The following is a 25,774-nucleotide window of genomic DNA, read 5'->3' on the forward strand; positions in this document are numbered from 1 at the left end:
ATGGCGGTGCTCATGAACGACGTGACTGAAACGGCAGACATTCCGAAGGCGCGCTCACCACTGCGCGCGCTCGCGGGGCCGCTCCTCATCATCGCCGCCGCTGTTGCCGGTTATTACTTGTTTCCGGATAATCTGGCACTTCTGACACGCATCATAGCCATTGCGCTTCTGGTGCTGTCGATCGATCTCGTCACCGGTTATTGCGGCGTCGCCACGCTTGGCCATGCCGCCCTCTTCGGCGCCGGCGCTTATGCCGCCGGCATCGCCGCCGCCCATTTCGAAATCACCGACCCGCTTCTCATGACCGCCATCGGCGCGGCTGCGGGCGGCGTGGCCGGGCTGCTTTCCGGCGCGGTGCTGCTGCGTGCCCACGGGCTTCCACAGCTTGTGCTATCCATCGCCGTCATCCACCTGTTCCACGAGGCGGCGAACAAGGCTTCAGGCTGGACCGGCGGCAGCGACGGTCTTGCCGGCGTTTCGCCGGACGCGCTGTTCGGCACCTTCGAATTCGACCTCTTCGGCCGCACCGCCTATATCTATGGTGTCTGCCTGCTGCTTGTCGTCTTCCTCGCTCTAAAGGTGGTCGTCAATTCACCCTTCGGCATGTTGTGCCGCGGCGTCAAACAGGACAGCATCCGCATTCAGGCCATGGGCGGCGCCGTCAATGGCACAATCCTGAAGATGTTCGTTATCTCAGGCATCGTCGCCGGCATTGGTGGTGCGCTTAACGCCATCTCCACGCAGGTCGTCGGCCTGGACAGCCTCAGCTTCACGCTATCGGCCGAGGGGCTGGTCATGCTGGTGCTCGGTGGCGCGGGTTCCCTTTACGGCGCGCTGATCGGCACCGTCACCTTCATGTGGTTTGAAGACGTGGTTTCCGCCGCCAACCCGTTTCACTGGCTCACCATTGTCGGCCTGCTGCTGATCGCCGTCGTGCTCTTCGCGCCGCGCGGCCTTTATGGCGCAGGCGAACAGATCATCGCGCGTCTCCGGGGAGGTCGCAAATGAGCGCCATTTTCGAAGTCTCCGGCCTGCAGAAAAATTTCGGCGGCCTCGTCGTCACCAACAACGTCTCGCTGTCGCTTTCGCCGGGAGACCGGACGGTACTCATCGGCCCCAATGGCGCCGGCAAGACGACCTTTGTCAATCTCGTCACCGGCAATATCAAACCGTCAGCCGGCACGGTGCGCATCGCCGGCGAGGATGTGACGGGCCTCAGCGCCAGCCAGCGCGTGAAACGCGGGCTCGTACGTTCCTTCCAGGTTACCAGGCTGTTTCAGGACATGACGCCAGAGGAGCACGTGGCGCTCGCCATTCTCCAGCGTGAGGGCAGGACCGGCCGGATTTTCGGCCGTTACCGTGCCATGCCTGCGGTGATGGGCGAAGCCCGCGACATTCTCGGCACGCTTGGCCTCACGGCCCTCGCTGAAACAAAGGTGCGCGAAATCGCCTATGGCCAGCAGCGGCTGATCGAGATCGCGCTTGCCATGGCGCTTCGCCCGAAAATCCTCTTGCTCGACGAACCTGCCGCCGGCGTGCCTTCCACGGAAACCGCGCGCATCGAACAGGCGCTTGACCGGCTGCCATCCGACCTCGCGATCCTGATGATCGAACACGACATGGATCTGGTCTTCCGATTTGCCAAGCGCGTCGTCGTTTTGGCCGCCGGCGCCGTCATTTTCGACGGCTCGCCTGATGATGTCACCAGCAATGCGGAAGTCCGCCAAGCCTATCTGGGAAGTTACGCCGATGCCCGCAGCGCCGCTTGAAATCGTCAACCTCACGGCCGGTTATGGCCCGACGAGGGTCATCGAGGGCCTGTCGCTTTCCGTGCCATCGGGCTCGCGTTTCGCCGTGCTCGGCCGCAACGGCGTCGGCAAGACAAGCCTCTTCGCCACGCTGGCCGGCCAGACGAAGCGGTTTTCCGGCGATATCCGCATCGGGGGGCAGGAGATTGGCACCCTGCCAAGTGCTGCGCGCGCCAAGGCCGGCCTCGGTTACGTGCCACAGACCCGTGACGTGTTTCCGACGCTGACGGTGGAGGAAAACCTGTTCGTGGGCCTCAAGGGGCGACCGAAATCGGCGATCGAGGAAGCCTACACGCTGTTTCCGCGCCTCAAGGAGCGCCGCCGCAATCTCGGCTCGCAACTTTCCGGTGGCGAACAGCAGATGCTGTCCACCGCCCGCACCATTCTCGGCCAGCCGCGGGTACTGCTGCTCGATGAACCGCTCGAAGGCCTCGCCCCCGTCATCTGCGAAGAGCTGATGGCCGCCTTCTCCAAGCTTGCCCAATCCGGCGAAATGACCATTCTTCTCGTCGAACAACGCATCCAGATGGCCATCGACTTCGCCGACCACGCCATCATCATGGAACGTGGCCGCATCGTCTGGGACGGACCGTCGAGCGAACTGGTGGAGAACCCGGATATTATCGATACGCATCTAGGCGTGGGTGGGCTGCACTAAGCCAACGTATCGCCATTGCGCGTTCATATATAATCTCCGTCATACCGGCCTTGAGCCGGCATCCAGCCACCCCAAGTCTTTGGGGTGAAGAGACCCTTCGCGCCGCGCCGACGCGCGTCGGCTAGATTCCGGCTCGAGGCCGGAGCGACGGAGGGTGACCGATCACACAAAGCCCCGCCGTCTCATCTGCCCTTCCTCCGAAAAACCCAATGGAATAAAAATTCCATTGCAGTTAAAGTGCACACGATTTCAATCTGCACCAGGGAACGACAATGACGGCAATCGAGGCGCCAGACTCCGTAAAGGCTTTTGAGGAGCGGCTGCTCCAGGTGGCGGAGGGTTTGCCGAAACGATTGCGGCAATGTGCCGATTATGTCGCCTCCAATCAGGATCGAATCGCCGTTTCCACCGTCGCCGAAATGGCTGAAGGCGCCGGCGTGCAACCCTCGGCCTTCATGCGTTTCTGCCAGATCATGGGTTTTTCCGGATTTTCGGAAATGCAGCGCCTGTTCCGTGATTCCTATGTCGGCGGCTGGCCGGATTATGCCACGCGGCTCGATCATCTGCGCGAAAAGGGCGATGAAAGCGCGTCCGGCCTGCTTGCCGAATTCGTGGAAGCCGGCCGCTCGTCGCTGGAAATGCTGCTGAAATCGGTCGACACCCGACAGCTCGATGAGGCGGTTTCCGTGCTGGCCAAGGCGCGCACCGTGCATATCGTCGGCCTGCGGCGGTCCTTCCCCATTGCCAGCTATCTGGCCTATGCCTTCGAGAAGATGAAGGTGCCGGCGGTTCTGCATAGCGCCGTGGGCGGGCTCGGCAATATCAGTGCGATTTCCCGCGACGACGCGCTGATCGCAATCACCTTTTCCCCCTACTCTACCGAGACGCTGGAACTGGCGGAAACGGCCCGCGCCAAGGGCGTTCCGGTTGTCGCCATGTCCGATTCCGCCGTCAATCCGCTAAGGAAATCCGGCGCAACGCTGCTGACGGTTACAGAGATCGATTTCGGGGCTTTCCGCTCCCTTTCGGCCACGCTCTGTCTCGCCATCACGCTGGCCGTGGCTGTGGGAACACGCAAGACGGCCTGAATATTTTTATTGAAAACGGAAAAAATAGAATTTATGATCCAAATTCATGAAACGGACATTCCACGACGGTCCTTCTCGTGACGGACATGTGAGCGGAGGAGGCTCACCGGAGCGGGGATGGCGGTAGCTGGCGGCATGGTTGCCTGATCCGCTCGACACATATGAGGCAGACCGCGCCAGCGTGCGGTGCTAAGGAGGAACCTTTTGAAAAAACTTGATCTCATCACGATCGGGCGCTCGTCTGTTGACCTTTACGGGTCGCAGGTCGGTGGCCGTCTGGAGGACATGGCCTCCTTTGCCAAATATATTGGCGGCTCTCCCACGAACATCGCAGCCGGTGCTGCGCGGCTTGGCCTTAACAGCGCCGTCATCACCCGTGTCGGCGACGAGCACATGGGCCGCTTCATCCGCGAACAGCTGGTGCGCGAAGGCGTTGACGTGCGCGGCGTGAAAACCGACCCGGAGCGCCTAACCGCGCTGGTGCTGCTCGGAATTCGTGACCAGAACCAGTTCCCGCTGATTTTCTATCGCGAAAACTGCGCCGACATGGCGCTGAGCGAAGACGATATCGATCCCGCCTTCATTGCCGAGGCGGCCTGCGTCTGCGCCACCGGCACGCATCTGTCGCATCCAAGAACGGAAGCGGCGGTGCTGAAGGCCCTGAAACTCGCCCGAGAAAATGGTGCAAAAACCGCGCTCGATATCGATTACCGCCCCAATCTCTGGGGTGTGGCCGGCCATGGCGATGGCGAGAGCCGTTTCGTGGAATCGCAGAAGGTCACCGCCAAGCTGCAATCCACCCTGCATCTCTTCGATCTGATCGTCGGCACGGAAGAAGAATTCCACATTGCCGGCGGGTCGACAGATACGCTGGCCGCACTGAATGCCGTGCGCAAGGTTTCGAATGCCACGCTGGTGTGCAAGCGCGGCCCGATGGGTGCTTCGGTCTTCACCGGCGATATTCCTGCAAGCCTCGATGACGGGCAGACGGGCGAAGGTTTCCCGATCGAGGTCTTCAATGTTCTGGGCGCTGGTGACGGCTTCATGGCCGGACTGTTCCGCGGCTGGCTGCGCGGCGAAGACTGGCCGACGACGCTGAAATACGCCAATGCCTGCGGCGCCTTCGCCGTCTCCCGCCATGGCTGCACGCCCGCTTATCCAAGCTGGGAAGAACTGCAATATTTCTTCAAGGCCGGCATTCGCAACAGGGCGCTGCGCAAGGACGAGGCGCTGGAGCAGGTGCACTGGTCCACCAACCGCAAGGGCGATTGGGAGACCATGCGCGTCTTCGCTTTCGACCATCGCATGCAGCTGGAAGCGATCGCCGACGAGCTTGGCGTCAAGCATGAGCAGATCGGCGCCTTCAAGAAGCTTTGCCTCCAGGCCGCGCAAAAAGTTTCCGGTGGTGAGCCGGGCTATGGCATTCTCTGCGACGGACGCCTTGGACGTGACGCGTTGTTTGCCGCCAGCGGCTCCGGCCTCTGGATCGGCCGTCCGGTGGAATGGCCGGGTTCCCGTCCGCTGACACTGGAACCCGATCTCGGCAAGGACTTTGGCGGGCTTACCGAATGGCCGCTCGAAAATGTCGTCAAGGTACTTTGTTTCTATCACCCCGATGACACGGATGAGATGCGCGCTGCGCAGGAAGAGACCGTGATACGGCTGTTCGAGGCCGCACGGCGCAACCGCTTGGAAATGCTGCTGGAGATCATCCCCTCCAAGGTCGGCCCGACCGACGATCTTACCGCCGCCCGCATCATCGAGCGTTTCTACGAGATCGGCGTTTACCCGGACTGGTGGAAGCTGGAGCCGATGAAAACCACCGCGGCATGGAAGAATGCCTGCGACGCCGTTAACCGCAACGACCCTTACGTGAGGGGCATCGTCGTTCTCGGTCTCGACGCACCGCAGAGTGAGCTGGAAGAAAGCTTCCGCCTTGCGGCTGGCTTCGATCTGGTCAAGGGTTTCGCCGTTGGCCGCACGATTTTTGCCGACGCCGCCCGCGGCTGGCTCTCCGGCAAGATGACCGACGAGGAAGCGGTCAAGGATATGGCGCAGCGCTATACCAGCCTGTGCCGTATTTGGGATGAGGCGCGCGCCAAAAAGGGAGAGGCAGCGTGAAGACAGTAAGATTGACGGCTGCGCAGGCCATGGTTCGTTACCTGGCAGCGCAGATGAATGAACATGGCGAAACCTATATCGCCGGCATGTGGGCGATTTTCGGCCATGGCAATGTCGCCGGCATCGGCGAAGCGCTTTACGGCATCAGGGACGAGCTGCCGACCTATCGCGGCCAGAACGAGCAGTCCATGGCTCATGCGGCCATCGCCTATTCCAAGCAGCTGCGCCGCCGCCGCGCCATGGCGGTCACCTCGTCCATCGGCCCGGGTGCCGCCAATATGGTGACGGCGGCAGCGCTGGCGCATGTCAACCGCCTGCCCGTCCTGCTCATCCCCGGCGATGTCTTCGCCAATCGTGGCCCGGACCCCGTGCTGCAACAGCTCGAAGATTTCGGCGATGGCACCATGACGGTGAATGACTGCTTCCGTCCTGTCAGCCGCTATTTCGACCGCATCATGCGCCCGGAACAGTTGCTCACCGCCCTCCCCCGCGCCATGCGCACCATGACGGACCCTGCCGATTGCGGCCCCGTCACGCTCGCCTTCTGCCAGGATGTACAGGCGGAAGCCTATGATTATCCCGAAAGCTTCTTCGAAAAGCGGGTCTGGCGCCAGCGCCGCCCCGAGCCCGACGTGGTGGAATTCGAAGAGGCCGTCGCGGCGCTGAAGGCCGCGAAGAACCCCATCATCGTTGCTGGCGGCGGCGTTCATTTCGCCGGCGCAACGGAGACGCTGAAGCGCTTTGCCGAAACCCACTCCATCCCCGTCGTCGAAACGCAGGCTGGTAAATCAGCATTGGCTTGGGATCACGATCTCAATTTCGGCCCCGTTGGCGTTACCGGTGCCGAAAGCGCCAACATCATCAGCGAAAAGGCCGATCTGGTCTTTGGTGTCGGCACCCGTTTTCAGGACTTCACCACCGGCTCCTGGGCGCTGTTCAAGAACTCGAACCGCAAGATCCTGGCGCTCAACGTCCAGCCCTATGACAGCGCCAAGCATGATGCGATCAGCCTGACGGCGGATGCCAAAATCGGGCTTGAAAAACTCTCCGCAGCCCTCGGCGCTCACCGTTTTGCAGCGCCGGATGCCGGCCTGAAGGCAGCATGGTTCGAAAAGGCCGATGCCGATACGGCGGCTCCGGGCGAGGAACACGCAAACAGTCTCCCCACGGACATGCAGGTGATCGGTGCTGTCCAGCGCCAGTCGCAGGACAATACCGTTGTCATGTGCGCCGCAGGCACCATGCCGGGCGAGTTGCACCAGCTCTGGAAATCCAAGCTGCCGCTTTCCTATCACATGGAATACGGCTTCTCCTGCATGGGTTACGAGGTCGCCGGCGGGCTCGGCATCAAGATGGCGGAACCGGACCGGGACGTGATCGTCATGGTCGGCGATGGCTCCTATATGATGATGAATTCCGAGCTTGCCACATCGGTCGCAATGGGCGTGAAGATCACGCTCGTCATTACCGACAACAGGGGTTACGGCTGCATCAACCGTCTGCAGATGGAAACCGGCGGCGCGGAGTTCAACAACCTCTACGCCCATACCAACGTCAATCCCATCGCCATCGACTTCGTCGCCCATGCCGGCTCGATGGGCGCGGATGCACGCAAGGTTTCCACCATCGCTGAACTGGAAGAAGCCCTCGCGGCGGCCCGCGCATCCAGCCGCACGACAGTCATTGTCATCGATACCGACCCCTATCCGACCCCGCGAGCCGGTGGCCACTGGTGGGATGTCGCGGTGCCTGAAGTCTCAGACCGCGCCGAAATCGGCCCGGCGCGCGCCCGTTATGAAAACCATGTCAAGGAAAGACAGTAAGATGATCCGTTACGGCACCAACCCCATCGCCTGGTCCAATGACGACGACCGCACGCTGGGCGCCCATATCAGCCTGGAACAATGCCTCGATGAAACCGCCACGATCGGTTTCGACGGCATCGAAAAGGGTCACAAATTCCCGACCGACCCGGAAGGCCTGAAGGGCGTGCTTTCGCCGCGCGGCCTCTCCTTCGTCTCGGGCTGGCATTCGCTGAACCTTCTGACCGACGATATCGAATCCGAAAAGAAGGCGATGCAGCCGGCGCTTGACCTCCTGAAGGCCATGGGCTCGAAGGTCATCATCGTCTGCGAGACCTCCAACGCCATCCACGGCGATGACGGAAAGGCGCTGGTCGACCGTCCGCGCCTTGCGGCCGAGGACTGGGCTAAATTCGGAGCAGGCGTGGAAGCGCTGGCCGCCTTTGCCGCAGAACAGGGCGTCACCCTCGTTTATCACCACCATATGGGCACGGTGGTCGAGAGCGAAGACGAGATCGACCTCTTGATGAAGCACACCGGCCCGAAGACGCATCTGCTGCTCGATACCGGCCATTGCCTGTTCGGCGGCGGCGATCCCGTCCGCGTTGCGCAGAAATACATGGGCCGCGTTGGCCATATCCATGCCAAGAACGTGCGCCCGGTCATTGCCGATCAGGTCCGCAATGAACGGCTTTCCTTCCTCGAAGGCGTTCGCCGCGGTGTCTTCACCGTGCCGGGCGATAACGAAGGCGGCGTCAACTTCCCGCCCGTGCTGAAAGTGGCGGCCGAGCATGGCTATAGCGGCTGGCTGGTGATCGAGGCAGAGCAGGATCCTGACGTGCGCAACCCGTTCGAATATCAGAGCCTCGGGCTGAAATCGCTGAAGGCGTTTGCGCGCGAAGCGGGGCTGGATAAGGCTGAGGCTGCTTGAGCTGAGCCAAGGAGACCTATCCCACCCGTCATACCGGCCTTGAGCCGGTATCCAGCCAGCCCAAGTCCTTGGGCTGAAAAAGTCTTCGCGCCGCGCAGACGCGCGTCAGCTGGATTCCGGCTCAAGGCCGGAATGACGGGTGGGCGCGAAACTACCGAACGACATGGCTACACACGAAAAAGGAACGACACCATGACCTCACTTCTGCGCAAGCCGGTCGCGACAAGCGGCAAGGTGCACGATATCACGCCCCAAAGCGCGGATTGGGGTTATGTCGGTTTCGGTCTTTACCGACTGAAGCCGGGCGAGACGGCAGCCGAAAGCACCGGCGACACGGAAGTCATCCTCGTCCTTGTCGAAGGCAAGGCAACGATTTCCGCTGGCGGCAAGGATTTCGGTGAACTCGGTGACCGCATGAATGTGTTCGAGCGCAAGCCCCCGCATTGCGTTTATGTTCCGGCCGGTTCCGAATGGTCGCTGACGGCCACAACGGATTGCACCGTCGGCGTCTGCACTGCTCCCGGCGAAAAAGGCAGCCGCGAGGCGCAGCAGATCGGACCTGACGGCGTGCAGCTGACGGAACGCGGCAAGGGCGCCAACACGCGATACATCTTCCCCATCGCCATGGAAGAACGCGACGTCGCCGACAGCCTGCTGGTAACGGAAGTCTTCACACCCTCGGGCAACTGGTCTTCCTATCCGCCGCACCGGCATGACGAGGATAACTACCCCGACATGACCTATCTCGAAGAGACCTATTATCATCGCCTCAACCCTGCGCAGGGTTTCGGTTTCCAGCGCGTCTTCACAGAAGACGGTTCGCTTGATGAGACCATGGCGGTATCGGACGGGGATGTCGTGCTGGTGCCAAAGGGCCACCACCCCTGCGGCGCGCCCTATGGTTACGAGATGTATTATCTGAACGTGATGGCGGGGCCGATGCGCAAATGGCGCTTCAAGAACCACCCGGATCATGACTGGATTTTCAAGCGCGATAATCCGTAAGGCATTTAGGGCAAACATCGCCGCCTCCCCATCCCTGTGCCTGTCACAGGGATGGGGAGTGCGCGAAGACACGTCTTGAGACTGTCTTGGCACACAACAAACGCAATTAACGAATTGTATTAATTCAAATAATTTCGGGAGGAGAACACCATGACCGCTCTTGGCGTGGGCCTTATCGGCACCGGTTACATGGGCAAATGCCACGCGCTGGCGTGGAACAACGTCACGAGCGTCTTCGGCGATGTGGAACGCCCCCGCCTCGTGACGCTGGCGGAAGTCAACCCCGAGCTTGCCGCGAAGAAAGCCGCAGAGTTCGGTTTTGCCCGCTCGACAGGCAACTGGCGCGACCTGCTTTCCAATCCCGAGATAGATGTCATCTCCGTCACCACGCCCAACGCCTTCCACCCGGAAATGGCGATTGCCGCGCTTGAGGCCGGCAAGCATGTCTGGTGTGAAAAGCCGATGGCGCCCGCCTTTGCTGACGCGGTGAAGATGCGTGATGCCGCCCGCCGGTCCGGCAAGGCGGCGGCGATGGGTTACAACTACATCCAGAACCCCGTCATCCGCCACATCCGCCACCTGATCGACGAAGGTGCGATCGGCAGGGTCTATCATGTACGTGCCGAAATGGACGAGGACTTCATGGCCGATGCCACCCAGCCCTTCTACTGGAAGAGCGAGGCGTCTTCCGGTTACGGCGCGCTGGACGATTTCGCCGTGCACCCGCTATCGCTGCTTTACGCCCTGTTCGGCCACGCACAAAGCGCCATTACCGACATGGTCAAACCTTACGAGACCCGTCCGCTTGCCGGCGGCGGCGAACGCGCGGTTGAGACGCATGATCTCGCGAGCGTTCTCCTGAAACTTGAAGGCGGCATTTCCGCCGTGCTCATCGCCAACCGTTCCGCCTGGGGCCGCAAGGGCCGCATCGCCATCCAGATTTATGGCTCTACCGGCTCGATCCTGTTCGATCAGGAACGGATGAACGAGTTCCAGCTTTACACCACGGATGGACGCCCGGAAGAGCAGGGTTTCCGAACCATCCTCACCGCCCCCCACCACGAGCCCTACGACCGCTTCATCCCCGCCCCCGGCCACGGTCTCGGCTTCAATGACCTGAAGGTCATCGAATGCCGGGAGCTGATCGCGGCGATCGAAGGGAAAAAGGCGCATATCATCGACTTCGAGGAGGGGCTGAAGATCGAGCGCAGCATTCACGCCATGGCACGGTCTTTTGCCGAAGGGCGCTGGGTGACGGCGGAGGAAATTGCGGAGTAGTACGGCGTGCACGCACGAGGCCGACCGCCGTCGTCACAAACTTCTCTTCCGTCATGCCGGACTAGATCCGGCATCCAGCCACGGCGCGTCTGCGCCGTGGGAAACAAGTCTTTTGCGATCAAAGACTTTATCGCGCTGGACCCCGGATCAAGTCCGGCGTGACGGTGCGCGGGATTTGCGAGGGGGCAAAGCCATTCGCCCCACCAGAGGATATTGGTCAAGGCTTGCCAACAGGCCTTACCCCTTGACCGGCGTCTCCGGCACCGGCGTCAGCACCTTGCCATCCCGGAACCAGCCGAGAATATTGTCGGCCACCAGATCGGCCATCGCATTGCGCGTCGGGATGGACGCAGAAGCGACATGCGGCAACAGGGAAACGTTTGGTAGCGACAGGAAGGCCTCCGGCACCTTCGGTTCGGCATAGAATACGTCGAGACCGGCAGCACCCAGCGCACCGCTTTTGAGCGCCTCAAGAAGCGCGTCCTCATCGACGCTGGAGCCACGACCGACATTGATGAAAACGCCCTCAGGCCCAAGCGCGGTCAGGATGTCGGCATTGATCGCCTTGTGCGTCTGCGGCGTGCCCGGCACGATGCAGATCAGCGTATCGACGGCCTCAGCCATCTCCTTCAGCGAAGCGTAATAGGTGTAGGAGAGTTCGTCGCGCTTGCTGCGGGTGTAATAGCCGATCTCCACCTTGAAAGGCTCCAGCCGCTTGGCGATTTCCTGGCCGATGCGGCCCATGCCGAACAGGCCAACCTTGCGGCCGCGCAGCGAAAACGGCGACAGCGCGAACGGGCCTTCGCCGACCCACTTGCCAGCCCGTAGCCAGGTTTCGGCCTGATAGAGACGTCGCACGGTATTGATCAACAGAGCAATCGTCGTATCGGCCACTTCGTCATTCAGCACATCAGGCGTGTTCGTCACCACGATGCCACGCGTGGCGGCGTGTTTGGCATCAACGCCATCGTAACCCACGCCGAAATTGGCGATGATCTCGAGCTTCGGCAGCGCGTCGATCCATTTGGCGTTGACGGCGCCGGAAACGGCAATGGCATTGATGCGCTCCGCCGCGCCGTCAGGCAGAACCGGCTCTGCGCCGGCGGGTGCCGTGACAATCTCGACCTTGCCTTCGAGGCGTTCGAGAACGCGCGGATTGATCTTGCCGGGAACGAGAACGACGGCCTTTTTGTCAGACATAAGCGGATATTCCTCCTGATAACATTCCAATAGCCGGAGCGGGTTGCGGGCAAACTACCCGCCATCCTGCTCCATCGGACCGCGATCTTTTCAAACAACGGCTGCCGTGAAAAGGCCAATAAGCGGAAGCTATGGGGGCAGAGCGACGTTTCATGCCGATTTTTTTAAGCGCCCGGCAGCATCATGCAGCCTTTGCTGCGGCACTTGCAAGGTTGTCATGCCGGAGTTGATCCGGCATCCAGCCAGCCCAAGTCATTGGGCTGAATGACTGTTTTTCACCGCGTAGACACGCGGCGGCCGGGATTCCGGCTCAAGGCCGGAATGACGGAGAAAGGAAACACCGTAGACGGCGAGGAGCACGTAACCTGCCGTATCCAGGCCTGCAAGGGCGATACGCTCACACCCGCGGCCGCACCGGCCCGGTCGATTGCCGGATACGCATTTCCGGCTTGATGAGGTGAATGCCGTCAGGTTCATGGCTGCCCGCCAGCCTGTCCAGCAGTGCGCGGGCCGCCAGGCGCCCGACCTCGGCCTGGCCGTTGGAAACCGTGGTGAGCGCCGGGGTGGCGATGGCCGCTTCTTCCAGATCGTCGTAGCCGGTCACGGAGATATCGACACCCGGCACCAGACCGGCGCGGGAAATACCGTTCATGAGACCGATGGCGACGAGATCGTTCCAGCACACGGCGGCGGTCGGCTTCTGCGGCAGCGACAGGAAATGCACCGCCGCCTCGAAACCGCCCTGCTTGGAGCGCGGGCCGGGAATACGGAGATTGGGGTCAACCTCGATGCCCGCCTTGCGCAGCGCATTAACGTAACCCTGATAACGGTCGCGCCCCGTCGAGGTCTGGTCGGTGCCGCCAACCATGGCGATGGTGCGGTGGCCGAGGCTGATGAGATGGTTGGTGGCGAGCGAGATGCCGTAGCTGTCATCGCCACGATAGGTCGGCATATCGACACCGTCCATGGAACGGGCCACCAGAATGGCGGGCATGCCGTTTTCTTCGGCGAGCGTCATGTCCTCGATCGGCGTGCCGATGGCCGGCGACATGATGATGCCGTCGGAGCCGAGCTGCAGCAGCGTCTCGATGAAGGTGCGCTGCTTTTCAACCGAATCATAATGGTTGGACAGGATGAAGGTCTGGCGGCTGCGGTCCAGCTCGCTTTCAATGGCCTTCAGGATTTCGCCATAGAAGGGGTTCATCACGTCATGGAACACGACACCAACAATGCCGGAGCGCGAGGTGCGCAGGCTGGCGGCACGGCGGTTGTAGATGTAGCCCAGCGCCCGCGCCTGTTCCTTGATCTTGTCCCGCGTATCGGCGGCGACCAGCGGACTGTCGCGCAATGCAAGGGAAATGGTGGCGGTTGAAAGGCCGAGACTTTCGGCGATAGTAGACAGTTTGACCTTTTGGGCCACGGCATTCCTCCCCAAACGCGTGTCAGTGACGGATGGCTCCGTTTAAATCGCAATTAAACAATTTAAACAAAATCCGCAACCCGTTTAAGGAATAACCGCAAAACAGATGGTTCTTTTAAAAATTTCAGCAAAAATTATTGAAGATTGGCGTCTATTGCTTTCAAGATTTTAACAATGTTGCGAACATCCTTGGCCGAAAGGCCTTCGACAGCTCTCGCGCCACAATTGGCGATGGAAACGTTGATGTGCTCGACGCTTTTCAGGCCCGCTTCGGTCAGCTTCACCAGCGTCACACGACCGTCCCCGTCGTCACCGCTGCGTTCCACGAAACCCTGGGCTTCCATGCGGCCAATGGTGCGCGTCATGGTCGGCGCCTTGACACCCAGCTTCTGGGCGATTTGCCCCGGCGTCAGGCTGCCTTCCTGCGCCAGCGCCAGGATGACGCCGTCCTGTCCGGCATAAAGCCCGCTTTCGGCGAGGCTGTGGCTGAGCGCGGTACGCATGGAGCGGGCGGCTTGGGTTATCGATTGCGCCAACTCCTCCGGGTTGAAGTTTTCATCCCTCTTTTTGGCGTCCTTGACCTTCTTGCCGCCCTTATCCTTCTTGGCGCTTTTGTCCTTGTTCCCGGATTTGTCCTTGCTCATACGCGAGTGCCTTTTACCCTGTGGCGGAACCGATATATGTTGCTGGAAATCCTTACCGAATGCTCGCGCGGACTGCCAGATGCCAAACTCATACACGCATTATCACGACGAAAACGTAACAGACCCTCATCTTCACGCAACAGGCGCAATTTCCGTGCTGCCGCTCGGCGCGCATGAACAGCATGGCCCCCACCTGCCCTTCGAGACCGATACTCTGATTGCTGAAGGCATCGTCGCCCGCCTTGCCGCCGCCTTGCCCGGTCATCTGCCCGTCTCCTTCCTGCCAGCGGAGCCGGTCGGATATTCCATCGAACACATGAATGTGCCGGGCACGAAGACGCTGCGATACGATGAGGCCATCGAGCGCTGGCTCGGCATCGCCGAGTTGGAACATAAAAGAGGGGTGCGCAAATTCGTGATGCTGAACGCCCATGGCGGCAATTCACCGCTGATGACCATCGTCGCCACCGAGGCCCGCGCCCGTTTCGGCATGCTGGCGGTCGCCACAAGCTGGACCCGTTTTGGCGTGCCGGCCGATATCGTGAAGCCGGAGGACAAGGCGGTTGATATTCACGGCGGCGATATCGAGACATCCGTCATGCTGGCACTTCACCCCGAATGCGTGGCAATGGAAAAGGCCGCGAATTTCCCCTCCCGCCAGAGCGATTTCGCCAGCCGCTTCAAACACCTGCGCGCCTATGGCCCACACGCATTCGGCTGGCTGATGAGCGACCTCAACCCCGATGGCGTTGCCGGAAACGCCGCCGCCGCGACAGCGGAAAAGGGCGAAAGGCTGATTTCCCACGCCGTCAACGGCCTTGTCGAACTGCTTGAAGATATCCACGCTTTTGACATAACGTTATTTCATAACAAAATTTGAGTGAGATGGCCGGATTCGGCCAAAATCTCTTTGAACTGCCGGAGCGTCGCGCCTATATGGACGACGACACATCTTCCTGAGGCCATCGGGCCTCTCTCCACGCGGGGTTTTCCATGACCGAAACAGCAACAGCCAAGCCCATTCCAGTCACCGTCCTGACGGGTTATCTCGGCGCCGGCAAGACGACGCTTCTCAACCGCATTCTCTCCGAGAACCACGGCAAGAAATACGCTGTCATCGTCAACGAATTCGGCGAGATCGGCATCGACAACGATCTGATCGTCGAATCCGACGAGGAAATCTACGAAATGAACAATGGCTGCGTGTGCTGCACGGTGCGTGGCGACCTCATCCGCGTCGTGGAAGGCCTGATGCGCCGCCCCGGCCGCTTCGACGGTATCATCGTTGAGACGACGGGCCTTGCCGATCCGGTGCCCGTCGCCCAGACTTTCTTCATGGATGACGACGTGCGCGCCAAGACCGAGCTTGATGCGGTCGTCGCCCTTGTTGATGCCAAGCACCTGCCGCTACGCCTGAAGGACAGCCGCGAGGCCGAAGACCAGATCGCCTTTGCCGATGTCGTTGTCGTCAACAAGACCGATCTCGTTTCGCCGGAGGAAGTTGCCCGCATCGAGGATATCGTGCGCGCCATCAATCCTTCCGCCCGCATCTACAAGACCACCCGTTCCGGCGTCGATCTCGCCCGGGTTCTCGATCAGGGCGCCTTCAACCTGGAACGCGCGCTGGAAAACGACCCGCATTTCCTAGAGCACGGCCATGACGACCACGTCTGCGGCCCTGATTGCGATCATCATCACGATCACGACCATCATCATCATGACCATGACCACGGGCATCATCACCACGATCATGACCATGGCCACGATCATCACCACCATGGCGCGGTCTCGCCGATCCATGACGTGACGGTCCAGTCAGTTTCGCTGCGCGGCGGCGAGATGAACCCCGAACGGTTCTTCCCGTGGATCCAGAAGGTCACCCAGACCGACGGCCCGAACATTCTGCGCCTCAAGGGTATCATCGCCTTCAAGGGCGATGCCGAGCGTTACGTGGTGCAGGGCGTGCACATGATCATCGAGGGCGATCACCAGCGCCCGTGGAAGGAAGATGAAAAACGCGAAAGCCGCCTCGTCTTCATCGGCCGTGAGCTGGACCGCGAGAAGCTGGAAAAGAGTTTTAACGCCTGCCTCGCCACGGCTTGATCTTATCCTTCCGTCACCCCGGTCCTGAGCCGGGGTACGGCTGCGCTCGTCATCTGCCCGACGCGCGTTCTTCGACACCGTATACGGCAGTTGCAAATCACTGATACTCCGGTGCTCCGGGCTCACCCCCCTCTGTCCTGCCGGACATCTCCCCCTCAAGGGGGGAGATCGGCAAGACGCACTTTTCTCACTTCATTCTCGACCGTCGAGAGGTGCGAAACCTCGCCACGGAACGATCTCCCCCCTTGAGGGGGAGATGTCCGGCAGGACAGAGGGGGGTGAGCCCGGAGCGCAGAACATCAATGATTTTCGACCGCTGTGCAGGATGATTCCCCTACCGCAAAGAATTCTATCTCCTTGATTTCGCGAATCGTCCGAACGTAAAAGCGGTTCCGCTTTTGCCGGAAATGCTCTAGAACCATGCCAGCCGGCGGGAATGACGCCCCGCCAATCAGACACAGATACGAAAGACCGATGCCCCATGCCGACTGTTGCCCCGCTTGATATCGAAGGCCACGTGGTCTCGACCCATTTTCTCGGCGACATTCCCCTGTTTGCCACCGCCGCCGGCACCATTCACCGGCTCGATGGCGGCGAGAAGGTGACTGAGGCGCATGACGGGCTCTTGACCTGCATTCGCGACCCCTACAGCGCCACGCTGCTTTCCGGCGGCGAAGACGGGCGTGTGCTGCGCATCGGCCATGATGGCAGCCTCAGCGAAATTGCCAACGTGCCGCGCAAATGGGTGGGCGTCGTTGCCGGCGGGCCACAGAAGGCGGTTGCTTATGGTGTCGGCAAATCCAGCTTCGTGCGGCTGCCGGACGGTACGGTCAAGGAATTCAAGGAAGAGCGCACGGTGGAGGCGATCGCGTTTGCGCCCAAGGGCCTGCGCATTGCCGTTGCCCGGTATAACGGCGTGACATTGCATTGGGTCGCCACAGCAGGCGACCCGGTCGATCTCGAATGGAAGGGTGCGCATACCGGCGTCACCTTCTCGCCCGACGGCAAGTTCCTCGTCACCACCATGCAGGAAAATGCCCTGCACGGCTGGAAGATGGAAGCCACCAAGGGCGGCATGGAGGCCCGCCATATGCGAATGACGGGTTATCCCGCCAAGGTCAAATCCGTTTCCTGGTCGGCAAAGGGCAAATGGCTCGCCTCATCGGGCGCACCGGCCGCCATCGTCTGGCCCTTCTCCGGCAAGGATGGTCCGATGGGCAAGGCCCCGGAGGAACTCGGCACCCGCGCCAACATCATGGTCACCAATGTCGCCTTCCACCCCGTGGAAGATGTGCTCGCCATCGGGTTCATCGACGGCATGATCCTCGGCGTGCGCCTCGCAGATGGCAAGGAAGCCCTGCTGCGTCGTCCCGGCAAGGGTGCGATCACATCCATGGACTGGAGCGCCACCGGCAAGCTGCTCGCCTTCGCTTCAGAAGCGGGTGATTGCGGGATTATAGACATTTCGGCTTGAGGGCTGGCCGCCCGCGAGACGGCCGCTTATCCCACGGCCAATCTCGCTCCCTCATCCTGTGCTTGTCACAGGAATCCAGCCGGCCCAAGTCCCTGGGCTGAAAGGAGCCTCCCGTCGCGCAGACGCGCGTCGACCGGAATCCTGTGACAGGCACAGGAACGAGGGTCGTCCGCTATCTCGCCGCCAAGCCTTTGTGCAAGATTGCTGCCCCCTGCAATACCCTACTCTCCCACCTGCCGCCGCGTGAGGAACAAGAGCAGCAAAGCCGCGCCCGCACCGACCGAGGCGAGCCGGATCGAGGCCCCGAAGCTGGCATATTGCGATACGAACCCCATTAGCGGCACCGCAAACAGCGCAGCGAGAAAAATCGAATTCATATAAAGCGCCGTCGCCCGCGCCGTGCGTCCACGGGCAAAGCCCTGCACGAAGGTGAGACAGGTGCCGGCGAAAAGGCCGTAATAGGCACCCTCCATCGCAGCCCCCACCAGCATTGCGGGCAGGGTCGTGACCGAAGCGATGATGTTGAAGGCGATTATCGCCGTTATCGCCGCGCCGCTCAGAAGCAGCCGTGCGCTGATCCGGCGCATGATGCGCGGCGCAAGAAGAATAAGCAGAACTTCCATGGCGCATTTGACGCTGAGCGACAGGCCCGGCGCATAGTCCGGCAACCCCACTTCACGCACCAGAAACACCGGCAATGCCGAAGCGCACAGTGCATGGGCGAAAGACATGCAGAAACTGGCCGCGGCGGCGAGAAGCAGCGGCATATTGCGCCGTGTGTCGCCCTCGCCCTGCGGCCGCCGTTCCATGGGGCTTGTCTGGTTCAACGGCACGACGACGAGCGCAAGACCGCCCCAGATGACGGCCATCAGCATGGCATTCACGAATACCGCCTTCGCACCCGCAAGGTCGAAGATCAGATAGGCGGCGGCGGGGACCAGCATCCATGCCAGCGACACCATCGTCCGCAGGAAGGCATTATAGGCGGCCGTGTCCAGCCCCTTCACCCGGCCATGATACCGGCCGAAACTGAAAATGAGCGTGCTTGCGGCGTTGGAAAGCCCCATGCCGGTCGCCGTTACGGCGACCAGCAGCGCCATATGCCCAAAGCTTGCCGCCGCGGCCGCGACAAGAGCGCCGCACACCGAAAGCAACAAAAGCGGCCTCACCCGCATCCCGGCATCAACGCGCTCACCATAAACACGGCTTGCGACAATCGAAGCCAGCGCCGCCGTCACACTGTAAAATCCGACGGTGGCCGGCGGATGACCAAGCACCTGAATGATGTAGAAGCCGATAAATGGCACAACGGCAGCATTGGTGCTGCCGGCAATGAAGACCAGCAACGCGATCATATAGGCCTGGCGATCAAAAGCGCCCGGCAAAGTGCTTTTTTGTTGCATGGGAATCGTCTGAAGGCTGGCAAGCGGGGGTGGCACCCACCATCACATCAAAACGCTCCGCTGTTCAAGCCTGAGCTCAACACTGCATGCCGTTTCGTCGCTGGAAGAAGACGAGACCTCTTCTCTCCACTCAGGATTTCTATCGCCCACGGGCTGGACCTGCTTCAGGGGAAAGCAAGTGTCGTTCGATTAAGGGCACCTGCCCGGGGATGTTCTCGCCACGGGCAGGTTATGAATTGATACTGCTTGACTGTCGCCCGATGCGTTCCGCCGGTACGAATAACCGCCAATCAGAACTTCACGCCGAGACCGACGTTAACGACGTGGTCGCTGAGCTTTCCATCGGCAGAGAGGTTCTGGACAGTGTAGGTCTTCTTGCCGAAATCGTTGTAGCGATATTCGAGACGGCCGAATATGTTGTCGGTGAAGGCGTAATCGATACCCGCACCAATCGTCCAGCCATTCAGCGTCTCGCTCGTGTTGCCGAAAGGCGTCTTGATCTTGCTGTTTGTGGCGGTGTAACCGCCGGCGGTGTAGATCAGGGCGCGGTCGATGGCATAGCCGGCGCGCAGACGTGCCGAGCCGTTCAAGCCCGAGGAAACCTTGCTGAGCTCGATCGTCTTTTTGCCCCAGGCGTAACCGAGGTCGCCCTCGACACCGAGAATGACTGACGGCGCCACTTCTGCATTGTAACCGGCAAAGCCCGCGAAGCGACCGCCATCAAAACTATGCTTTTCGGTGTCACCGTCTTCCGTGGCTTTCAAACGGTTCCAGCCATAGCCACCGGAAACACCGGCGTAAAAACCATCCCAGGAAAAGGCAGGCGCAGCGTCGCTGACAGCAGGCGCCGCCGGAATGTCGCTAACGGCATCAGCAGCAATGGCTGCGCCGGAAAGAACGCCAAGTGCGGCGAAGACGAGAAATGATTGTTTCAACATAAATTGCTCCTTCAAAACTGCCCTACCCGCCACGAAGCGGGCCTCGAACATAGCCGCCGCCGAAATCACGGTCACGACGACGAGTCGGGGACACGTTCTAATTGAAGCATCCAAACGTTAAAAACAAGTAACAATGACGCCAAAACGAGAGAATAATAAAGTATATTGTATATTTCTACATTATAACTTCTTATTTCATTTAAAGTAAAATTAGAATATCCAAACATAAATACACCGGATGCACGCATCTTTCTAAGGCACTTCAAGGATCGGCGAGCGCGACGACGCAGCTGGATCGTCCTCCAAAAAAAGGGAGCCCGAGGGCCCCCTTCAGTCATGGATGCGCCGTTTGTTCTTGCCGGAAATACCATGCGTCACACACACGCAACTCTGGGTTCGTTACCGGCTTATGCGCTTCGCGCATCGTCTGCGTCGAAAATCCCTGATGATCTTCGAGCTGTCCCGTCAGAGCGGGATGGCGAAAGACAATGGTTTCGCCATCCCTTGCTTCATTCCTTAGTGCCGGCGCTTCTTGCCGCCGTCATTCTTGTTGTCGATGACATCGACGGACGTCTTGTTGCCATTCAGCACGCCGTTCAGGATGCCGGTCTTGCTGCCATTCAAAATCCCGTTATTGGACAGGATGCCACTGACACCGAGATCGATGCTCGGCGAAACCACGACAAGGGCGCCGCCCTTGTTGCTGTTGCCGGACAGGATGCCACCCAGAAGACCGCCCGCATTGGCCTGACCAACGGAAGCGACAGTAAGAATAGCGGCTACACAAGCGAACTTTGCAATCATTTCTCTCTCCTCTTTTGTTTGATCACGCCATCTGGCGTAACTGAACTGTATATTTAGAGGATTCTAATTCAAGCAAAGGCTAATATTACAATAAACGATTAACACTAATACTGGCGATTTTAATCAAATACTACATATCTCGTCTCCGCCCTTTCGCTCCTTTTCCTAAGAGTATCGGCAGGCACCTTTGGCGGAGACAGTAAAACCGGGCAGGAAACTTTATTAACCATCCAAATATAAGATATTGCTTAATTAGCGACCGGAGATGCAAATGCGGCTGGGGGGATATATCGCGCTTGTTCTCGGGCTTGCCTGCGCCTGCCCCGGGTGGGCGGGAGAAAAGGCCGATGAGCACACCATCACCTACAAATCCGGCATCTCCTATGACAGCAATTATTTCGCCGACACCAATCGGCTGAGCGCCATTTCGCTGCGCGCCGGCTTCGGGCTCACGGGCAAGATCGCGCTTGAAGGGGCGGAACTGCGTTACTCGCTTGAGCAGGAAGAGGTTCGCCTTCCCCGTTACCGTTTTGCCAATGAGCATAACACCATCGCGTCGCTGGGTTTGACCAGACGCTTTTCCGAAAAGCTGGAATGGGCTCTTGAGTTGCGCGGCACCCGCAGCGATGCCGGCGATATTTTCCTGCACCTGCCGGAAGAAAATATCGGATACAGGCAGCTGGATCACAAGCTTGAAGCCTCCTCCCAGCTTGGCATCCTCGCCCTTGGCGGCAAGAACAAGCTGACGGCCAGCCTTGCCAGCCTGATGAAAGGCGAGGCGCGTTTCCGCCCGGCCTATTTCATCCCCACGCGTCTGGAGGCCAATGAGGCGCTCCTGTCGCTGAAGGCGGAACATGAACGGCCACTCGCCGGCGGTGAGGCTGGCATCACGATCGCCTATGACCGCATTCTCGTGCCGGAAGGGCAGCAGGAAAAATATGAGCGGTTTCCGGCCCATACGCTGCGCGGCTCGCTTGCTTACGGCTACAGGTTCTCGAACCGTCTCGCAGTGCTTGCCGAAGCTGGGCTGACCTCCATTTCCGGAGACGAGATCAGCGACAAGGTGAAGCGCACCCGGCCTTATCTCCGGACGGAAGCCGAGCTGAAGGCCACGGACCGCATCGCCTTTGGCGTGGGCTTCTCGCAGGATTACGCCCTGTTCGATCCCGACGACCCGATCGCCGAATTTCACCGTCGCTGGCAGTTCGTCGTGAAAAGCAGGCTGGCCGAGAAGGTCGGCCTGGACCTCGCGCTGCAGCAGGTCCACAAGGACTGGATCTATTACAATTACGATACCAGCGAGCGCCGGCTGGTCGCCACCCTCTCTTTCGATACCGGCAAGAACAGCAAGCTGGAGGTGGAGTTCAACCGCCTGCTGCATGACGAGCGCGATACCGACCTTGCCTATGATGGCTCGAGCGTCACCTCGCGTTTCAGCGGCACCTTCTGAACTCCGTCTCAACCTGCGCGAAGGTTCGGACGCATCGGGTCGAAATTCGGTCCCAATTTCTGCTAGAGTCAGACCTTCCAGATTCGACGGCAGGACAGACCGGATAATGTACAGACGATTTTTGCTTCTCGCGGCCGGCCTCGCCTGCATCCCCGTCGCCGCCTCCGCCCATCCGCATATCTTTGCCGAAGCCCGGATGGAAATCGTCGAGGGACCGAACCGGACCATCCAGGAAGTGCGCAACATCTGGCGTTTCGACGAGATGTTCTCAGCAAGCGTTGTGATGGATTACGACAAGAACAGCGATCTGAAACTCGACAAGGACGAGCTGGCCGAAATCGGCAATACCGTGCTGGAATCGCTGGCCGAATATTCCTACTACACCTTCATCACCGCTGACGGGAAACCGGTGGAGTTCGGTAAACCCGACGCCATTCATGTGGATTACAAGGACCAGCAGATTCTGATGTTCTTTTCCGTGAAACCGCTCAAACCTCTGGCGGTGAAGGGCAGGCTCAGCTTTGGCGCGTGGGATCCGACGATGTATACGGCGATCGATTTCGCCAAGGACGGCGACATCGCCACCGAGGGCAAGGATTTGAAGGCCTGCAAGCAGCATGTGGTGCGCCCTGATCCGGACGAAGTGATCTCCCAGAACCAGAATACGCTCACCGATGCCTTTTTCAACGATCCCACCGGTACAGACATGACCAAGCTCTTTGCCACGCGGCTGGAGGTCACATGCTGAGCCGCCGGGTCGGCCTGCTTGCCGTCGTCATCGGCTTCATTGCCGTGGCCGGCGCGGCCCATGCGCAATCGCCGCTCGGCATAGGCTCGGCCGAACCGTCCTTTTCCGTCGGCGGGCCTTTTGCCCCGTTGATGCAGTGGATCAACGTGCACCAGCAGATGTTCTACCGGGCGCTGACCGGCGCGCTGAAGGCGATGCGCGAGGACAGCTGGGCGCTCGGTTCGCTGATCGGCCTCTCCTTTGCTTATGGCGTGTTCCATGCGGCCGGTCCCGGCCACGGCAAGGCGGTCATCTCCTCCTACATGATCGCCAATGAAACGCAGCTGAGACGTGGCATCGTCATCTCCTTCGTCTCGGCGCTCATTCAGGGCGCTGTCGCGATCGGCCTTGTCGGTGCGGCCTGGCTGGTGCTGCGCGGCACCTCAATTACCATGACGAAAGCGACACAGGCGATGGAAATCGCCAGTTTCGCCATGGTCGCCCTGTTCGGCGCATGGCTGCTGGTGCGAAAACTCTGGTCGCTGCGAATCCGGCGCGAGCCGGCCACCGTTTTCGCTGTGGCGGGTGAGGCACCGGCGGCAAGAACCACCGGCATGGGCACGGGGCTGCGGTTTCAGGGCAAACCGGTTTTTGCCGATCACGCCCATGACGGCTTGGGCGATCTCTGCACCGCCTGCGGCAAATCCCACGCGCCCGATCCGATGCTGCTGAGGGCAAAGAACTTCAGTCTTCACGAGGCATGGTCAGCCATCATCGCTGTGGGGCTCAGGCCCTGCTCGGGGGCTATCATCGTCATGAGCTTCGCGCTTTTGAACGGGCTTTATCTTGGCGGTGTGCTCTCCGTCCTTGCGATGTCGCTCGGCACCGCCATCACGGTCTCGGTCCTCGCCATCATGGCCGTCTCCGCCAAGGGTCTGGCCGTGCGTTTCGCTGGCCCCGGCAGCCGCAGGGCGGCCGGTATCAGCCACGCGATCGAAATCGCCGGTGCGCTCTTCGTCTTGCTGATGGGCCTGATGCTGCTCGGGGCGTCGCTTCAGTTCTGATCGTTATGGCGTCGCTGGTAACGCGCCCGCAGCCAGAACAGCAGGAAAAAACAGAGCACCGCCACCGTGCCGAAGGCGGCCGCCAGCCAGGGCGAATAATCCCCGAGCCACAACATGATTTTAGGCATGATGAAGAATATCAGCCCGAAGCCGAGGATGATGAGCACCGCGGCAATGGCAGGCGACCAATCCTTTCTGGCGGTTGGCGTCTCGGGCTTTGGCTTTTCAGGCGTTGGCATGGGCAAGCTCCGCGCGAATATCCTCAAGCTTGCGCTTCTGCGTGCCGTCAGCTGTAAAATTGTCCGGTGAAAGCCAGGCCTCGAAGGCCCTGCCGATCAGTGGCCATTCGGCGTCGATCATGGAAAACCACGCCGTATCGCGATTTTGCCCCTTCGAGATCATATGCTGGCGGAAGACGCCTTCGAAGGTGAAGCCATAACGCTTCGCCGTCGTCTTGGAGGGCTCGTTTTCGTTGTGGCATTTCCACTCGTAACGGCGATACCCCAGATCCTCGAACACATGCTTCGCCATAAGGTAATGCGCCTCGGTGGCAAGCGGGGAACGTTTCATTTTCGCCCCATGGGCGACGGAGCCGACTTCTACCACGCCATTGGCGGGATCGGGCCGCATGTAACTCGCCATGCCGACGATTTCGCCCGTTGTGTTTTCGACAAAGACGAGCGTCACCCAGTTAAGCTTTTCGCCAGCGCCAACAAGCCAGTCGCCAAAGGCATCCGCATCGGGAAAGGCGCTTTGCGGGAAATATCTGAGCAGCGCATTGGTGCCCTCGCCGCCAAGCGCAGCCCAGAGTTTTTCCAGATGTTTGTCACGATCGAACGGTTCCGCCGTTACATAACGGCCCTTCAGCACCACCGGCTGCGGCGCCGGACATCCCTTGAATTCTCTCAGATCGCGCATTCTCTTCCCCATTTGCTGGGAGAAGGATTAGGGCAAGCCGGGCGGGATGACAACAGTGGATGTGGGGGTGGGATGCGGTGATCTCGGCGGGGCGCTTATCGTCCTCGGTGGGCGTGGCTCATCCCCCTCTGCCCGGCAGGGCAGAGGGGGGTGAGCCACACGCTCAAACCTTCATGCCCAAGTCCAAACGCCAACCTACACCTTCGCCGCCACCACCGTCGCCTCGATGTGATCCACCAGCGCATCCGGCAACCCAAGCCGCCCGGCAAGAAGATCGAGATACCCCCGCTCCGCCCGCGTATCGGCCTCGATGGCAAGCCGCGAGGCGGTATAAAGCTCCACCTTCTGCTCTTCCGTGCGGGCAGCGGCCACAAGGGCGTCGATGTCGAGCGGATCGGCCAGTTCCTTTTCGAGGAAACGCTCGGCTTCGCTATCGAGGCCGGAAACCTGCACCTTGTCCATGATATTGGCGCGCTCTTTCTCATCGATATGCCCGTCGGCCTTGGCAGCCGCGATCATGGCCTGGATGAGCTTCAGTGCGAAATCATTGGAAAGCGCCGGCGACTGCGGATGGAAAGCGGAATCGGCGGGCGGAGCGAGAAGTTCCGGCTCGGGTTTCGGCGCGGCTTCCGGCGCCTGTCCTGACTTGTAATTCTTGTAGGCGAGGTAACCGAGGCCAGCGATGGCGGCGACACCGCCGATGGTGGCGACGTTGCCGGCGAGCTTGCGGCCGGTTTTGGTGCCCAGGATTGCGGCGGCGAGAGCACCGGCCTTGAGGGGATTGTTCTTGGCGATATCGGCGGCCTGCCCGGCTCTGTCACGGACGCTTCCCGAAAGGCCCGGCACCTGCGAGCCGAGGAATTGTTCAAGAAGCTTCTTGGCGTCGAACATCAAAATCTCCTGTAGAGGTCAAATCTACAGGGGGAGATAGGAAGCCG

Annotated in this window: 24 protein-coding genes; 15 read left to right on the forward strand and 9 right to left on the reverse strand. The window is 60.4% G+C overall.

The window, feature by feature from the left end; genetic code table 11:
• The 9 genes from EYD00_RS14895 (at nt 1) to EYD00_RS14935 (ending at nt 10,691) form a co-directional block, all read left to right on the forward strand.
• Nucleotides 1-1,008, forward strand: coding sequence for a branched-chain amino acid ABC transporter permease (locus EYD00_RS14895; RefSeq protein WP_004445148.1), 1,008 nt, complete (start codon nt 1-3; stop codon nt 1,006-1,008).
• A complete protein-coding gene (locus EYD00_RS14900; protein ID WP_034496736.1) occupies nt 1,005-1,769 on the forward strand; it encodes an ABC transporter ATP-binding protein in 765 nt (254 codons plus the stop codon). The genes EYD00_RS14895 and EYD00_RS14900 overlap by 4 nt, the downstream gene beginning before the upstream one ends.
• Nucleotides 1,750-2,466, forward strand: a complete 717-nt coding sequence (locus EYD00_RS14905) for an ABC transporter ATP-binding protein (protein WP_004445152.1) — start codon at nt 1,750-1,752, stop codon at nt 2,464-2,466. Before EYD00_RS14900 ends, EYD00_RS14905 begins: the two co-directional genes overlap by 20 nt.
• Before the next feature lie 272 nt (nt 2,467-2,738).
• The gene (locus tag EYD00_RS14910) at nt 2,739-3,554 is read left to right on the forward strand and encodes a MurR/RpiR family transcriptional regulator (protein ID WP_004445154.1); all 816 of its coding nucleotides are present in this window, start codon (nt 2,739-2,741) and stop codon (nt 3,552-3,554) included.
• A gap of 204 nt (nt 3,555-3,758) precedes the next feature.
• Nucleotides 3,759-5,675 (forward strand): bifunctional 5-dehydro-2-deoxygluconokinase/5-dehydro-2-deoxyphosphogluconate aldolase, encoded by a 1,917-nt coding sequence (locus EYD00_RS14915; RefSeq protein ID WP_034496740.1) that lies wholly within the window; start codon nt 3,759-3,761, stop codon nt 5,673-5,675.
• Nucleotides 5,672-7,498, forward strand: a complete 1,827-nt coding sequence (gene iolD, locus EYD00_RS14920) for a 3D-(3,5/4)-trihydroxycyclohexane-1,2-dione acylhydrolase (decyclizing) (protein ID WP_034496742.1) — start codon at nt 5,672-5,674, stop codon at nt 7,496-7,498. Before EYD00_RS14915 ends, iolD begins: the two co-directional genes overlap by 4 nt.
• Nucleotide 7,499: 1 nt before the next feature.
• Nucleotides 7,500-8,408: a myo-inosose-2 dehydratase gene (gene iolE / locus EYD00_RS14925; protein WP_034496746.1), complete on the forward strand. Its 909-nt coding sequence runs from the start codon at nt 7,500-7,502 to the stop codon at nt 8,406-8,408.
• 192 nt (nt 8,409-8,600) lie between these two features.
• Nucleotides 8,601-9,413: a 5-deoxy-glucuronate isomerase gene (gene iolB, locus EYD00_RS14930; RefSeq protein ID WP_004445159.1), complete on the forward strand. Its 813-nt coding sequence runs from the start codon at nt 8,601-8,603 to the stop codon at nt 9,411-9,413.
• Nucleotides 9,414-9,563: 150 nt separating this feature from the next.
• The gene (locus EYD00_RS14935; protein WP_034496750.1) at nt 9,564-10,691 is read left to right on the forward strand and encodes a Gfo/Idh/MocA family protein; all 1,128 of its coding nucleotides are present in this window, start codon (nt 9,564-9,566) and stop codon (nt 10,689-10,691) included.
• 237 nt (nt 10,692-10,928) lie between these two features.
• On the opposite strand, the gene EYD00_RS14940 is transcribed toward EYD00_RS14935, so the two are convergent.
• The 3 genes from EYD00_RS14940 to EYD00_RS14950 all read right to left on the reverse strand — a co-directional run bounded on the left by EYD00_RS14940 (nt 10,929) and on the right by EYD00_RS14950 (nt 13,955).
• A complete protein-coding gene (locus EYD00_RS14940; protein WP_034496752.1) occupies nt 10,929-11,891 on the reverse strand; it encodes a 2-hydroxyacid dehydrogenase in 963 nt (320 codons plus the stop codon).
• A 397-nt stretch (nt 11,892-12,288) separates the two neighbouring features.
• Nucleotides 12,289-13,311: a LacI family DNA-binding transcriptional regulator gene (locus tag EYD00_RS14945; RefSeq protein WP_003505469.1), complete on the reverse strand. Its 1,023-nt coding sequence runs from the start codon at nt 13,309-13,311 to the stop codon at nt 12,289-12,291.
• Nucleotides 13,312-13,445: 134 nt separating this feature from the next.
• A complete protein-coding gene (locus EYD00_RS14950) occupies nt 13,446-13,955 on the reverse strand; it encodes a MarR family winged helix-turn-helix transcriptional regulator (RefSeq protein ID WP_034496754.1) in 510 nt (169 codons plus the stop codon).
• 79 nt (nt 13,956-14,034) lie between these two features.
• Between EYD00_RS14950 and EYD00_RS14955 the strand changes: the two genes are divergently transcribed.
• From EYD00_RS14955 to EYD00_RS14970, 3 genes are all read left to right on the forward strand, one after another.
• Complete coding sequence (locus EYD00_RS14955) at nt 14,035-14,835, forward strand: creatininase family protein (protein ID WP_034496756.1); 801 nt, start codon at nt 14,035-14,037, stop codon at nt 14,833-14,835.
• Nucleotides 14,836-14,948: 113 nt separating this feature from the next.
• Complete coding sequence (locus EYD00_RS14960; protein WP_034496758.1) at nt 14,949-16,058, forward strand: CobW family GTP-binding protein; 1,110 nt, start codon at nt 14,949-14,951, stop codon at nt 16,056-16,058.
• A 481-nt stretch (nt 16,059-16,539) separates the two neighbouring features.
• Entirely contained in the window at nt 16,540-17,532 is a 993-nt protein-coding gene (locus tag EYD00_RS14970; protein WP_034496759.1) for a WD40 repeat domain-containing protein, read from the forward strand.
• A 221-nt stretch (nt 17,533-17,753) separates the two neighbouring features.
• On the opposite strand, the gene EYD00_RS14980 is transcribed toward EYD00_RS14970, so the two are convergent.
• The 3 genes from EYD00_RS14980 to EYD00_RS14990 all read right to left on the reverse strand — a co-directional run bounded on the left by EYD00_RS14980 (nt 17,754) and on the right by EYD00_RS14990 (nt 20,677).
• Nucleotides 17,754-18,935 (reverse strand): MFS transporter, encoded by a 1,182-nt coding sequence (locus EYD00_RS14980; protein ID WP_034496761.1) that lies wholly within the window; start codon nt 18,933-18,935, stop codon nt 17,754-17,756.
• 290 nt (nt 18,936-19,225) lie between these two features.
• Nucleotides 19,226-19,873, reverse strand: a complete 648-nt coding sequence (locus tag EYD00_RS14985) for an outer membrane protein (RefSeq protein WP_034496764.1) — start codon at nt 19,871-19,873, stop codon at nt 19,226-19,228.
• Nucleotides 19,874-20,389: 516 nt separating this feature from the next.
• Nucleotides 20,390-20,677: a hypothetical protein gene (locus EYD00_RS14990; protein WP_034496767.1), complete on the reverse strand. Its 288-nt coding sequence runs from the start codon at nt 20,675-20,677 to the stop codon at nt 20,390-20,392.
• A 271-nt stretch (nt 20,678-20,948) separates the two neighbouring features.
• Here EYD00_RS14990 and EYD00_RS14995 point away from each other — a divergent pair, with 271 nt between their 5' ends.
• The 3 genes from EYD00_RS14995 to EYD00_RS15005 all read left to right on the forward strand — a co-directional run bounded on the left by EYD00_RS14995 (nt 20,949) and on the right by EYD00_RS15005 (nt 23,918).
• On the forward strand, nt 20,949-22,127 hold the full coding sequence (locus EYD00_RS14995; protein WP_034496769.1) for a hypothetical protein: 1,179 nt from the start codon (nt 20,949-20,951) through the stop codon (nt 22,125-22,127).
• 106 nt (nt 22,128-22,233) lie between these two features.
• Complete coding sequence (locus EYD00_RS15000) at nt 22,234-22,875, forward strand: DUF1007 family protein (protein ID WP_004445173.1); 642 nt, start codon at nt 22,234-22,236, stop codon at nt 22,873-22,875.
• A complete protein-coding gene (locus EYD00_RS15005; protein ID WP_034496771.1) occupies nt 22,869-23,918 on the forward strand; it encodes a nickel/cobalt transporter in 1,050 nt (349 codons plus the stop codon). Before EYD00_RS15000 ends, EYD00_RS15005 begins: the two co-directional genes overlap by 7 nt.
• On the opposite strand, the gene EYD00_RS15010 is transcribed toward EYD00_RS15005, so the two are convergent.
• The 3 genes from EYD00_RS15010 to EYD00_RS15020 form a co-directional block, all read right to left on the reverse strand.
• Entirely contained in the window at nt 23,909-24,157 is a 249-nt protein-coding gene (locus EYD00_RS15010) for a hypothetical protein (RefSeq protein ID WP_004445178.1), read from the reverse strand. The genes EYD00_RS15005 and EYD00_RS15010 overlap by 10 nt on opposite strands.
• A complete protein-coding gene (locus EYD00_RS15015; RefSeq protein ID WP_034496774.1) occupies nt 24,144-24,836 on the reverse strand; it encodes a GNAT family N-acetyltransferase in 693 nt (230 codons plus the stop codon). The genes EYD00_RS15010 and EYD00_RS15015 overlap by 14 nt, the downstream gene beginning before the upstream one ends.
• Before the next feature lie 195 nt (nt 24,837-25,031).
• Nucleotides 25,032-25,727, reverse strand: coding sequence for a tellurite resistance TerB family protein (locus tag EYD00_RS15020; protein ID WP_004445183.1), 696 nt, complete (start codon nt 25,725-25,727; stop codon nt 25,032-25,034).
• Nucleotides 25,728-25,774: the final 47 nt, after the last annotated feature.

This window comes from Agrobacterium sp. 33MFTa1.1, from assembly GCF_004328495.1.
In the GTDB taxonomy this organism is placed as follows: Bacteria; Pseudomonadota; Alphaproteobacteria; order Rhizobiales; family Rhizobiaceae; genus Agrobacterium; species Agrobacterium pusense.